Annotated in this window: 10 protein-coding genes; 4 read left to right on the plus strand and 6 right to left on the minus strand. The window is 59.7% G+C overall.

Features of this window, described 5'->3' with window-relative positions; translation table 11 throughout:
* Window positions 1–52: 52 nt before the first annotated feature.
* The gene (locus UB23_RS20070) at window positions 53–1528 is read left to right on the plus strand and encodes an inorganic phosphate transporter (protein ID WP_045061048.1); all 1476 of its coding nucleotides are present in this window, start codon (window positions 53–55) and stop codon (window positions 1526–1528) included.
* Window positions 1529–1689: 161 nt separating this feature from the next.
* Here UB23_RS20070 and ccoM read toward each other — a convergent pair whose 3' ends face one another.
* The 3 genes from ccoM to UB23_RS20085 form a co-directional block, all read right to left on the minus strand.
* Window positions 1690–1806: a cytochrome c oxidase subunit CcoM gene (ccoM, locus tag UB23_RS30600; RefSeq protein WP_045061049.1), complete on the minus strand. Its 117-nt coding sequence runs from the start codon at window positions 1804–1806 to the stop codon at window positions 1690–1692.
* A 146-nt stretch (window positions 1807–1952) separates the two neighbouring features.
* A complete protein-coding gene (locus UB23_RS20080) occupies window positions 1953–2210 on the minus strand; it encodes a hypothetical protein (protein WP_045061050.1) in 258 nt (85 codons plus the stop codon).
* Complete coding sequence (locus UB23_RS20085; protein WP_045061051.1) at window positions 2210–2551, minus strand: hypothetical protein; 342 nt, start codon at window positions 2549–2551, stop codon at window positions 2210–2212. The genes UB23_RS20080 and UB23_RS20085 overlap by 1 nt, the downstream gene beginning before the upstream one ends.
* A 265-nt stretch (window positions 2552–2816) precedes the next feature.
* On the opposite strand from UB23_RS20085, the gene rapA reads away from it, so the two are divergent.
* A complete protein-coding gene (gene rapA / locus UB23_RS20090; protein ID WP_045061052.1) occupies window positions 2817–5663 on the plus strand; it encodes an RNA polymerase-associated protein RapA in 2847 nt (948 codons plus the stop codon).
* 179 nt (window positions 5664–5842) lie between these two features.
* On the opposite strand, the gene UB23_RS20095 is transcribed toward rapA, so the two are convergent.
* On the minus strand, window positions 5843–7192 hold the full coding sequence (locus UB23_RS20095; protein ID WP_045061053.1) for a spinster family MFS transporter: 1350 nt from the start codon (window positions 7190–7192) through the stop codon (window positions 5843–5845).
* Window positions 7193–7473: 281 nt separating this feature from the next.
* On the opposite strand from UB23_RS20095, the gene UB23_RS20100 reads away from it, so the two are divergent.
* Window positions 7474–9756, plus strand: a complete 2283-nt coding sequence (locus UB23_RS20100; protein ID WP_045061054.1) for a putative bifunctional diguanylate cyclase/phosphodiesterase — start codon at window positions 7474–7476, stop codon at window positions 9754–9756.
* Here the strand turns inward: UB23_RS20100 and UB23_RS28760 are convergent.
* Window positions 9647–10540, minus strand: coding sequence for an NAD(P)-dependent oxidoreductase (locus UB23_RS28760; protein ID WP_269082911.1), 894 nt, complete (start codon window positions 10538–10540; stop codon window positions 9647–9649). The two genes, UB23_RS20100 and UB23_RS28760, sit on opposite strands and share 110 nt — an antisense overlap.
* Window positions 10541–10768: 228 nt before the next feature.
* Window positions 10769–11074 (minus strand): DUF2288 domain-containing protein, encoded by a 306-nt coding sequence (locus UB23_RS20115; RefSeq protein ID WP_045061057.1) that lies wholly within the window; start codon window positions 11072–11074, stop codon window positions 10769–10771.
* Window positions 11075–11425: 351 nt separating this feature from the next.
* On the opposite strand from UB23_RS20115, the gene UB23_RS20120 reads away from it, so the two are divergent.
* Window positions 11426–12553 carry a branched-chain amino acid ABC transporter substrate-binding protein gene (locus tag UB23_RS20120; RefSeq protein ID WP_045061058.1) on the plus strand — a complete coding sequence of 376 codons (1128 nt, stop codon included), beginning with the start codon at window positions 11426–11428 and terminating at the stop codon, window positions 12551–12553.
* Window positions 12554–12567: the final 14 nt, after the last annotated feature.

Raw genomic sequence — 12567 nt, forward strand, 5'->3', positions numbered from 1 at the left:
CATCCTTTTCTGGCATAATCGCGCCCCCTTACGACCGGGTCAGAAAACCTTCATGATCGATTTATTCAGCGGACTGGATGCTTGGGTGCTCGTGAGCCTCTTGCTCGCCCTGGCCTTTGTCCTCGCCTTCGAGTTCATCAACGGCTTTCATGACACCGCTAACGCGGTGGCCACCGTTATTTACACCAAAGCCATGCCGCCCCATCTGGCGGTGTTCTTTTCCGGTGTGTTCAACTTTCTCGGCGTGCTGCTGGGCGGTGTCGGCGTGGCGTATGCCATCGTCCACCTGCTGCCGGTAGAACTGCTGATCAATGTGAACACCGGTCACGGGCTGGCCATGGTGTTCTCGCTGCTTGCCGCGGCCATCACCTGGAACCTGGGCACCTGGTACTTCGGTATCCCGGCCTCCAGCTCCCACACGCTGATCGGTTCGATTCTCGGTGTCGGCCTGGCCAACGCCCTGATCAACGACATTCCGCTGGCAGACGGTGTGAACTGGCAGAAAGCGATCGATATCGCCGCCTCCCTCGTCTTTTCGCCAATGGCTGGTTTCCTGATCGCCGCGCTGATCCTGATCGGCCTGAAATGGTGGCGCCCGCTGTCGAAGATGCACAAGACGCCGGAACAGCGCCGCAAGGTCGACGACAAGAAACACCCGCCTTTCTGGAACCGCCTGGTCCTGGTTATTTCGGCCATGGCCGTGAGTTTCGTGCACGGTTCCAACGACGGCCAGAAAGGTATCGGCCTGATCATGCTGGTGCTGATCGGTATCGTCCCGGCGCAGTTCGTACTTGACCTGGGCAGCACTACATACCAGATCGAACGGACTCGCGACGCGACCCTGCACTTGAGCCAGTTCTACAAGCGCAATGCCGATACCCTGGGCGAGTTCCTGGCCCTGGGCAAGAGCGTGGAAGGCGATCTGCCGGAGAAATTCCGGTGCAACCCGCAACAGACCGAACCGACCATCACCGCCCTGCTCGGCACTTTGAAAGGTGTTTCCGACTACCACTCGCTGCCGTCGGACAGTCGCATCGAAGTGCGTCGCTACCTGCTCTGCCTGGATGACACGGCGAAGAAAGTCAGCAAATTGCCTGGCTTGGCCGCACGTGAAAAGGCCGACCTGGACAAGCTGCGCAAGGACTTGACCACCACCACCGAATACGCCCCGTTCTGGGTCATCCTGGCGGTCGCCCTGGCGCTGGGCCTGGGCACCATGGTTGGCTGGAAGCGCGTGGTACTGACCATCGGCGAGAAAATCGGCAAGCAGGGCATGACCTATTCCCAGGGCATGTCGGCGCAGATCACCACCGCGAGCCTGATCGGCATGGCAAACATCTTTAGCCTGCCGGTTTCCACCACTCACGTACTGTCCTCGGGCGTGGCCGGTACCATGGTCGCGAACAAAAGTGGCCTGCAAGGCGGCACCGTGAAAACCATCCTGCTGGCCTGGGTGTTGACCCTGCCGGCAACGGTAGGCTTGTCGGCCGGCCTGTTCTGGCTGGCGTCGAAGGCGCTGGGTAGCTGATAGTCAGCGGCACAAAAAAGGCGCGTCCCGTGAGGTTCGCGCCTTTTTTATGCCTGCAAACAACCGCCAATCTTGGGAAGCCCCGGCCTTTTCGCGGGCAAAAAAAAAGGGCAACCGAAGTTGCCCAAAATGCCTTGCGTGCTCATTGTTTCCAGAAAGACCTACGGTTTTTTCCGTTTGTGCGAGTCTTGCCAGATGAAAAATCCAAACCCTGCAAAAAACAGAACCATGAGGCCGACTGTCAGCACTCCGGCGATCACCACGTTGTCGAAAAACATGACTGGCCTCCAGCACTTGCCCTGTTGCGATAGGGCTAAGTTAACCAATCGGGCAGGAGAGAAAATTGACCGGGATCAATGTCGCCCGAGACTGGGCGTAAAGGAGAGGCAAAACTGACCTGCATCAAACAATGCAGGGGGGGGGCTTAACGCTTTTTCGGCTTGTTCTTCGGCTTCTTCTTGGGTTTTCCCAAAGGCATGGCCTGCTCGAATGCCTGGCGCACTTCATTGAGGCGCTTCTCGTTGAGGTCATGAACCCGCTTGGCGCGTTCAGTGTTGAGATCGATCAGTTTGTCGTCCTGGCTCATGTTTTTTAATACATCGCATCGTTTAAAGGTGCTGCGCTTGCACGCATGTTCCCGCCAATAATGGAGCCTGACGACGGCGCTGACCAGTGCTGGCATCAGATCTCGATATCGACCCACAAACCCTGCCTCGGCTCGTCTTCGATCAACGGCGCCACTGGCACCGTGTTGTCCGCGTTCAACTCATAGCCGGGAATCGGCAAATGCTGATCAGATTGGCCATCGGCTTCTCGCCGACGCTTTTCTCGCTGCTGCTGACGGCGCTGTTCTTCGCGCAGCTGAAATGCTGCTTCCTCGGGGTCGCGCTGCTGCAGGTCGATCGTGCTGTCGCTGGAGGTCTGCTGTACCGGGGTCACGGGCGCGATGTCCGGGCGCTGGCGAACCGGGTCCTGCTGTGAAGTGATCGGCACGGCACTCAATGGGAGCATCGGTGGCAGCATGATTTTTGTTCTCCTGTCAGCAGGCTGTCGGCTGCGGGGACCGCGACTTGAGCCAGCTCACGCAAACTGTGACCCGGTTGGCACTTGCGCGGTGGCGGCGGGCTTGGGGGATTGGACTGTCATTTATCGGACAACGTCTGACCCAGACGTTCCACCAGGATCAAAAAGATCGCCGCTTGCGGCAGCGCCTGCGCGCGTTATCCTTTGGCCTGGAGCCCTCATTCCGTTAAGATAGCCCGCTTTTTCAAGGTGGGAGTCAGGCAGCATGGCGCAGCAGTATCAACCGGGGCAACGCTGGATTAGTGACAGCGAAGCCGAGCTGGGTTTGGGCACCGTTCTGGCACAGGACGGCCGCTTGTTGACCGTGCTCTATCCGGCCACTGGCGATACCCGCCAGTACGCGCTACGGAATGCGCCCCTCACCCGCGTGAGGTTTTCTCCGGGTGACTCGATCACTCACTTCGAAGGCTGGAAACTGACCGTACAGGAAGTCGACGATGTCGACGGCCTGCTGGTCTACCACGGCCTCAACGCGCAGAACGAAACCGTCACCCTGCCGGAAACCCAGCTGTCGAACTTCATTCAGTTCCGCCTGGCCAGCGACCGTCTGTTCGCCGGCCAGATCGACCCGCTGGCCTGGTTCTCCCTGCGCTACCACACGCTGGAACACACCAGCCGCCAGCTGCAGTCCTCTTTGTGGGGCCTGGGCGGCGTTCGGGCGCAACCGATCGCCCACCAGCTGCACATTGCCCGCGAAGTCGCTGACCGCATCGCCCCTCGGGTTCTGCTGGCGGACGAAGTAGGCCTGGGTAAAACCATCGAAGCCGGCCTGGTGATCCATCGCCAATTGCTCTCGGGCCGCGCCAGCCGTGTGCTGATCCTGGTTCCGGAAAACCTGCAGCACCAGTGGCTGGTAGAGATGCGCCGCCGTTTCAACCTGCAGGTCGCGCTGTTCGACGAAGAACGCTTTATCGAAAGCGATGCGACCAACCCGTTCGAAGACACCCAGCTGGCATTGGTTGCGCTTGAGTGGCTGGTGGACGACGAAAAAGCCCAGGACGCGCTGTTTGCTGCCGGCTGGGACCTGCTGGTGGTCGATGAAGCACACCATCTGGTCTGGCACGAAGAAAAGGCCAGCCCTGAGTATTCCCTGGTCGAGCAACTGGCCGAAGTCATTCCCGGCGTCCTGTTGCTGACCGCCACCCCGGAACAACTCGGCCAGGACAGCCACTTCGCACGCCTGCGCCTGCTCGATCCGAACCGTTTCCATGACCTGCACGCCTTCCGCGCCGAGAGCGAAAACTACCGCCCGGTGGCCGAAGCCGTTCAGGAGCTGCTGGACCAGGGGCGTCTGTCGCCTGAAGCGCACAAGACCATCCACGGTTTCCTCGGTAATGAAGGCGAAGCGCTGCTGGCTGCGGTCAACGATGGCGACACCGAAGCCAGTGCGCGCCTGGTTCGCGAACTGCTGGATCGCCATGGCACCGGACGCGTGCTGTTCCGTAACACCCGCGCCGCCGTGCAGGGGTTCCCGGAACGCAAACTGCACCCGTATCCGCTACCGTGCCCGGACGAATACCTCGAGCTGCCCCTGGGCGATCACGCCGAGCTGTATCCGGAAGTGAGCTTCCAGGCCCAGCCGGATGCCAATGAAGAAGAGCGCTGGTGGAAGTTCGACCCACGTGTCGAGTGGCTGATCGATCAACTGAAGATGCTCAAGCGCACCAAGGTTCTGGTGATTTGCGCCCATGCCGAAACCGCGATGGACCTGGAAGACGCCCTGCGCGTGCGTTCCGGCATCCCGGCGACGGTGTTCCACGAAGGCATGAACATCCTTGAGCGTGACCGCGCCGCCGCCTATTTCGCCGACGAGGAATTTGGTGCCCAAGTCCTGATCTGCTCGGAAATCGGCAGTGAAGGTCGCAACTTCCAGTTCTCGCATCACCTGGTGCTGTTCGACCTGCCTGCGCACCCGGACCTGCTGGAGCAACGCATCGGTCGTCTCGACCGGATCGGCCAGAAGCACATTATCGAGCTGCACGTGCCCTACCTGGAAACCAGTCCGCAGGAGCGTCTGTTCCAGTGGTACCACGAGGCCCTGAACGCGTTCCTCAACACCTGCCCGACCGGCAACGCGCTGCAGCATCAGTTCGGCTCGCGCCTGCTGCCGTTGCTGGAAAATGCCGACGACGGCGAGTGGCAAGCGTTGATCGACGAAGCCCGCGCCGAGCGCGAGCGCCTGGAAGCCGAGCTGCACACCGGCCGCGACCGCTTGCTGGAGCTCAACTCCGGCGGTGCCGGCGAAGGTGATGCACTGGTCGAGGACATTCTTGAGCAAGACGATCAGTTCGCCCTGCCCATCTACATGGAAACCCTGTTCGACGCCTTCGGCATCGACAGCGAAGACCACTCGGAAAACGCGCTGATCCTCAAGCCGAGTGAAAAAATGCTCGACGCCAGCTTCCCGCTGGGCGACGACGAAGGCGTTACCATCACCTACGACCGCAACCAGGCGCTGTCTCGCGAAGACATGCAATTCATCACCTGGGAACACCCGATGGTCCAGGGTGGCATGGATCTGGTGCTGTCCGGCTCGATGGGCAATACCGCCGTGGCGCTGATCAAGAACAAGGCGCTCAAACCTGGCACCGTGTTGCTGGAACTGCTCTACGTCAGCGAAGTGGTGGCGCCGCGCTCACTGCAGCTGGGGCGCTATCTGCCGCCAGCAGCCCTGCGCTGCCTGCTCGATGCCAACGGCAACGACTTGTCGGCTCGCGTAGCGTTCGAAACCCTCAACGACCAGCTCGAAAGCGTTCCTCGGGCCAGCGCCAACAAGTTCATCCAGGCCCAGCGTGACCAGCTGACGCCACGGATCAACGCCGGTGAAGAAAAGATCTTCCCGCGCCATGCCGAGCGCGTCGCCGAAGCCCAGCGCCGCCTGGCCGCCGACACGGACGAAGAACTGGCACGCCTGACCGCCCTGCAAGCGGTCAACCCGACGGTACGCGACAGCGAACTGGTAGCACTGCGCAAACAACGCGAGCAAGGCCTGGCCATGCTCGACAAGGCTGCGTTGCGACTGGAAGCGATTCGGGTGCTGGTGGCGGGGTAAGTCCCCTGCCCCATCGGCAAACGGAAAAGGCCCGCAGCGATGCGGGCCTTTTTTATTCCTGTTTGTTGTGGTGTTGCTGATGGCCTCTTCGCGGGCAAGCCCGCGCCCACAGTGGATTTTTGAACGCCACAGATCCGCTGTGGGAGGGCTTGGTCGGGGCGGCGTTCCGACGCAGGCGATTACGCAGTCGCCGTACAACCCCCTGGCTCAACCACAGCCACCAGCCCATCCTTCATCCGCTTCGCATCCCGCACAAAACACCGCGAAGCCATGAACAGAAACACCATGGTGAAGAACAGTGCCACCGGTATCAGGTACATCGCATCGTGCAGGCCTACCGCCTTGAACGCTTCGGTCATCTGCCCGGCGCCAGCCGCCAGCATCGCCGTGTGGGCGAAGTGATCGGACAGCCCACCTACCACCACCGGCCCCATTCCGCCGCCCAGCAGGTACAAGCCGGCAAAAAACAGCGCCATCGCCGTTGCTCGCAAGCGCGGCTCGACCACGTCCTGGATCGCGGTGTAGACGCAGGTGTAGAAGTTGTAGGCAAACAGCCAGCCCAGGCTGAATACCCCGACAAAGAGTCCGATCTCGATTCGCCCGGCGTGCAGGGCCCAGGCAGTGCATACGGTCGAGACAATCAGGCTGAAGGCTGCAAACAGCAGCCGCCCATTGGCGACCCGCTGGTGGATCTTGTCAGCGACCAACCCGCCCAGGGTCAGGCCGAACAACCCGGTGACACCGACAATCACCCCGGTCGCCACCGCAGCGTCATGCAGTGGCATCAGGAAGTAGCGTTGCAGCATCGGCACCAGGAATGAGTTACAGGCATAAGTCGCGAAGTTGAAGCACAACCCCGCCATCACCAGCCACAGGAAGGTCGGCACGGCCAATACCCGACGGATTGGCCGCTCGACGCGCTCCTGGGACACCTGCACACTTTCCGCGGCACCACGCTTGGGTTCCTTGATGAAAAACATGAACACCGCCAGAAGCAGGCCCGGCACTGCGGCAATGAAAAACGGCGCACGCCAGCTGTCGAATGTCTTGACCATCCAGCCGATGGTGAAGAAAGCCAGCAACAGACCCAGTGGCAGGCCCAGCATGAAGATACCCATGGCCCGGGCACGCCGGTGCGCCGGGAACAGGTCGCCGATCAACGAATTGGCTGCCGGTGCATAACTGGCTTCGCCAATACCAACACCCATGCGCACGAGCAAAAACGTCCAGAAACTGCCGACCAGGCCATTGACCGCTGTCAGCCCGCTCCAGGCCGCCAGCCCCCACCCCATCAACTTGGCCCGTGAACCGGTATCGGCCATTCGCCCAAGGGGCAGGCCGGCGATTGCATAGACGATGGTAAATGCCGTACCGATGATCCCCAGCTGAAAATCACTCAAGTGCCATTCCATGCGGATGGGCTCGATGATGATGGCCGGGATGGTGCGGTCGAAAAAGTTGAACAGGTTGGCCAGGAACAACAGGAACAGAATGCGCCACGCATTCGCCGCTTGGGTCGAGTTCTGCATGCTTCCGTCTCTTTTATTGTTATGGGGCTTAACTGCCCCCGGAACATGCAATCTAGTCACGCCCGCACAAGCTGTCTGTAATTATTCGTTAAGCTGATAGGCGGCCATGAAGAGCCAACTGCCGGCGCGATTTGGTTATTGCCAAACGCTCTAATACTCATTCCAAATCGATTGACGCCAAACTGCCACCACGGCTTGCGCTTCCGCCGTGCGCTCTATACTCCAAGGCAACCCGCCTGCAGCAGTGGCGGCAGCCAGGATGACGACAAACGGGAAATGCTATGGAATGGCTTGGTTTGCCTTTCATTACCGGCCTACCAGACAGTGGACAGGTAATCCTGGGTTGCACCCACAATCCTTTTCTGGTGCTGCTGGCATACGTGGTTGCGTGCGTTGGCAGCTTTGCCATGCTGGACATGGCCGAACGGGTGGATCATGCACAGAAGGCGCAATCCCAGCGCCTGTGGCGCCTGACAGGAACCGCCTGCCTGGCAGGTGGAATCTGGGCCATGCACTTCATTGGCATGCTAGCGTTTCAAGCGCCTGTCGAAGTCCATTACGCCCTGCCCATCACCCTCGCCTCCCTGATGATTGCCCTGCTCGCCTCATGGCTGGTGATGCTCACCCTCAGCCAGGCGCAACAAACCCTGTGGTGTTACGTAAAAGCCTCGGTGTGCATTGGCCTGGGTATCGCCGCCATGCATTACGTCGGCATGGGTGCCATGCGCTCCGAAGCCGCCGCTTACTTCGAGCCGACGTTGTTCACACTGTCTGTGCTAATCGCCATGCTGGCCGGCCTTGCCGCCCTGCTGATCGCCCGGCAGTTGCGCGGCGGCATGGGCCTGCCCCATCAACTGAAGAAATACACCGCCAGCCTGGTGCTTGGCGCCGGTCTCTTCAGCATGCACTTCACGGGCATGGCCGCGTTCAATCTGGTGCTGCCTGCAGGCAGTGTCCTGACGCCGCCTGGCGAAAACGATCACCTGCAACTGGGACTCACCCTGGCCGTCATTACGCTGCTGATCATCGGCAGCAGTATCAGCGCGGCCTTGGCCGACAAAAAGCTGCAACACAAGGAGCACGACCTGCAACGGGTCAATGCCTTGCTCAGCCAACTCGACCAGGCACGGATGTCGTTGCAGCAGGTAGCGCATTACGACGCCCTGACCAGCCTGGTCAACCGCCGCGGGTTCAACCAACTGTTCGCCGAGAAGCTCAGCGAAAAGACCAAGGAAGGCGGCATGCTCGCGGTAGTGTTCCTGGACATCGACCACTTCAAGCGTATCAACGACAGCCTCGGCCATGACGCCGGCGACGAATTGCTCAAGGTCCTGGCCAGTCACATCAAGAGTTCGGTACGCAGCCATGAAGATGTGGTGGCACGCTTCGGCGGTGATGAGTTCTGCATTCTCATTGGGTTGCAGGACCGTGAAGAAGCCCGGCAAATGGCCCAGCGCATCATGATGAAAATGAAGGAACCCATCGAGCTGGCGGGACGGCGCATGGTGATGACCACCAGCATTGGCATCAGCCTGTTTCCCGAAGATGGCAGCACCTGCGAAGAACTGTTGAAAAACGCCGACCTGGCGCTCTACCAGTCCAAGGGCAATGGCCGCAACGGCCTGAATTTTTTCAGCGCGAACCTGAAGACCCGTGCAACGCTGGAATTGCAACTGGAAGAAGAATTGCGTCATGCCCTGCGCGAGAACATCGGACTGATGCTGTATTACCAACCGATCTTCGACCTCAAGACCGGGCTGGTGAGCAAGCTCGAAGCCCTGGTGCGCTGGCAGCATCCGGTGCATGGCCTGCTCTCGCCAGAGCGGTTTATCGCCATCGCCGAAGCCAACGGCCTGATTGCGGAACTGGACAACTGGGTGCTTCGCAAAGCCTGCGAAGACTTGAGTGAATTGTCCCGCCAGGGCTGCGAAGCACTCAGGATTGCGGTGAACTGTTCACCCCTGAACCTGGCGCGCGAGGAACTCGCCGATGAAATCGAACAGGCGTTGCGGGTCGCCGGCGTAGCCCCGCAACGGCTGGAATTGGAAGTCACGGAAAATGCGCTGATGGGCAACATCGCCAACACGCTGGTGTTGCTGCGCCAGATTCGTGCGCTGGGGGTATCCCTGTCGATCGACGACTTCGGCACCGGGTATTCCTCCCTTGCCTATCTCAAACGCCTGCCGCTCAACACCTTGAAGATCGATCGGTCATTTATCCAGGAGATTCCCGAGTCGACCCAGGACATGGAAATCGTCCAGGCGATCATTATCATGGCCCATACCCTGCACTTGCAGGTTGTCACCGAGGGCGTCGAAACGCTGGAGCAATACGAATTCCTGGAGCGCTACGGCTGTGATTTCGTCCAGGGCTACTTGCTCAGTCGCCCGGTTCCGCTGGCCGAACTGCGCCCCGTCCTTAACGAAATCAACCAGCGCCAGTATTCGAGCCCGGTCATTCCCTCGGGCCAGGCTCGCGGTACATCTGCACTAACGTCGACGGATCCTTTTCCAGGAAGCCCTTACTCCCGTGCAACCGCATCAATTGCGCGGCCAGTGCGCTGAGGGGTGTCGCTGCCCCCTGCTCGCGGGATAATTTCACTGCCGTGTCGAGATCCTTGAGCAGTGTGCGAACGTGCCATTTCACCGGTTCGAAACGGTTGTCGGCCATTTGCGGCGCAAGTATCTGCAACGGCTTCGAATCGGCGAACCCCCCTGCCAGCGCTTCGGCAATCAGGCTGGCGTTAACGCCGGACCGCTCGGCCAAGGCCACCACCTCGGCAATGACCAATGCATTGCAGGCAACGATCATCTGGTTGCAGGCCTTGGTCACCTGCCCCGCACCGACGCCCCCCATGTGGGTCACCCGCTGACCGACGCTCAGCAATGCAGTCCTGACCCGTTCGAGGTCTGATGCCGCGCCGCCGACCATGATCGCCAGCGACCCCGCTTCGGCGCCCACCACGCCACCAGACACTGGCGCGTCCAGCCATTGCATGCCGCTTGATGCGTTCAACGCAGCGGCCATTTCCCTGGTGGCCGCAGGCTCCAGGCTGGAAAAGTCCACCAGCAACTGGCCGTTTCTCGCACCCTCGGCAATGCCTGCCGCGCCAAACACCACTTCGCGCACCACTGCAGTATCCGCCAGGCAAAGCATGACCACGTCCGCGTGCGCACACAGCTCGGCCGGCGTCGAAACCTGTCGCGCCCCGGCCTCGACCAGCGGCAAGCACTTGTCCGGATTGCGATTCCACACAGTCAACGCAAAGCCCGCCGCCATCAATCGTTGGCACATCGGCAAGCCCATCAGGCCGATACCGGCAAATCCCAGGGAAGGTAAAGTTGCCACGGGTGGTTCCTCCATTTGAATAGCGGTAAAAAGCCTGGTGCGCTCGAACTGGGCCAACATCTGGAAACAATTAAATAGACCAATGGCGGGTCAGCCAACTGTTCCCGTTACGTGCACGTCACCCTCGCCAGGCATTCGATGTGGCCTTTCTCCACGGCAACATGCCATCACGCTACGGGCCTACACACTTTCCAGCAAGCAGCTCATGCACCAAAAAAGCGCAGAGGATTATTCGCCCGCCCTTTCCTGGATCAGAATCCACGGCGAAACCACCACGGCCCACAGCTCTGGATCTCGCTCGAAAAGATCCAGCGCCCGCGATTCAGAGACCTTGGCGAGTTTGTCGTCGGCCAGCCAGGCAGCCACTTTCTCACCTTCGTCAACCGCCACCGCCTCGGCCGCGGCGATCAAATCCAGAGCCGGGTCGACCCATAACAGGGCACCCTTGGCAAAGAAGGGTTCAAGCTCTTTCCAGGTAATAGATGCGGTCTCACCAAGCAGCTTGGCATAGAGGGTGCTAGGTTCTTGATTCATGGGTTCTGTCCGGAAAAGAAATCGACGCGAATGATAAACGTCGATGGTCTGGCAGCAAAACCCGGATGCAATTTGCTTCACCGATTGAAAACCGCAGGAAAGCCAAGGAATGCAGGTGAATCAAGCTATTAGCCAGCTAACATCCCGCCGCGATTCTGTATTTTTCTTTCAATTAAGCGACACCCTCTGGTTTTGCCCCCCGGCGCTGCCTTCCCAGGCTGACAATCGGCGCTCTACACTGTACCGGTACAGTTGTCGGGGGCATTTCCGGAGGGTATCGACGATATCTGACCCGGTTCTGCTGCTACGGCGCCAGGACTATAAAAACTACAACAGTAAGAGTGGAGCACTATGACTAAGGCTACTAAGCAGATTTCCAAACTGTTTGCCGCTATGGTTCTGGCCGGGGTTGCCAGCCATTCGTTCGCAGCTGACACCATCAAGATCGGCATCGCCGGCCCTAAGACCGGTCCTGTAGCCCAGTACGGCGACATGCAGTTCAGTGGCGCCAAAATGGCCATCGAGCAGATCAACGCCAAAGGCGGCGTAGACGGCAAGAAACTCGAAGCCGTTGAATACGATGACGCCTGTGATCCAAAACAAGCGGTAGCGGTTGCGAACAAAGTCGTCAACGACGGCGTCAAGTTCGTGGTCGGCCACCTGTGCTCCAGCTCCACTCAACCGGCTTCGGACATCTACGAAGACGAAGGCGTGATCATGATCACTCCGGCCGCCACCAGCCCGGACATCACCTCCCGTGGTTACAAGATGGTGTTCCGCACCATCGGTCTCGACAGCGCCCAGGGCCCTGCAGCCGGTAACTACATTGCCGATCACGTTAAGCCGAAAATCGTTGCCGTCCTGCACGACAAACAGCAATACGGTGAAGGCATCGCTACCGCCGTGAAACAAACACTCGAGAAGAAAGGCACCAAGGTTGCCGTGTTCGAAGGCATCAATGCCGGCGACAAGGATTTCTCCTCGATGATCGCCAAGCTCAAGCAAGCCAACGTCGACTTCGTTTACTACGGCGGCTACCACCCGGAGCTGGGCCTGATCCTGCGTCAAGCCTCGGAAAAAGGCCTGAAAGCCAAGTTCATGGGTCCGGAAGGCGTGGGTAACGACTCCATTTCGCAGATCGCCAAGGACGCCTCCGAAGGCCTGCTGGTAACCCTGCCGAAATCCTTCGACCAGGACCCTGCCAACATTGCCCTGGCTGACGCATTCAAAGCCAAGAAAGAAGATCCGAGCGGTCCGTTCGTGTTCCCTTCCTACTCGGCTGTTGAAGTCATTGTTGGTGGCATCACTGCCGCCAAGAGCGAAGACCCGGCAAAAGTGGCTGAAGCCATTCACGCTGGCACTTTCAAAACCCCGACTGGCGACCTGAGCTTCGACGCCAAGGGCGACCTGAAAGACTTCAAATTTGTGGTTTACGAGTGGCACTTCGGCAAACCTAAAACTGAAGCTTCGCCTCAGTAAGGCCTTGCCTGACT

Source organism: Pseudomonas sp. ES3-33 (assembly GCF_000952175.1).
Lineage (GTDB): Bacteria > Pseudomonadota > Gammaproteobacteria > Pseudomonadales > Pseudomonadaceae > Aquipseudomonas > Aquipseudomonas gregormendelii.

Coding starts and splice junctions, on each gene's coding strand:
- UB23_RS20115 (WP_045061057.1), bottom strand. CDS start 11,074: ATGAATCAAGAACCTAGCACCCTCTATGCCAAGCTGCTTGGTGAGACC.
- UB23_RS20070 (WP_045061048.1), top strand. CDS start 53: ATGATCGATTTATTCAGCGGACTGGATGCTTGGGTGCTCGTGAGCCTC.
- UB23_RS20095 (WP_045061053.1), bottom strand. CDS start 7,192: ATGCAGAACTCGACCCAAGCGGCGAATGCGTGGCGCATTCTGTTCCTG.
- rapA (WP_045061052.1), top strand. CDS start 2,817: ATGGCGCAGCAGTATCAACCGGGGCAACGCTGGATTAGTGACAGCGAA.
- UB23_RS20100 (WP_045061054.1), top strand. CDS start 7,474: ATGGAATGGCTTGGTTTGCCTTTCATTACCGGCCTACCAGACAGTGGA.
- UB23_RS20080 (WP_045061050.1), bottom strand. CDS start 2,210: ATGCCAGCACTGGTCAGCGCCGTCGTCAGGCTCCATTATTGGCGGGAA.
- ccoM (WP_045061049.1), bottom strand. CDS start 1,806: ATGTTTTTCGACAACGTGGTGATCGCCGGAGTGCTGACAGTCGGCCTC.
- UB23_RS20085 (WP_045061051.1), bottom strand. CDS start 2,551: ATGCTGCCACCGATGCTCCCATTGAGTGCCGTGCCGATCACTTCACAG.
- UB23_RS20120 (WP_045061058.1), top strand. CDS start 11,426: ATGACTAAGGCTACTAAGCAGATTTCCAAACTGTTTGCCGCTATGGTT.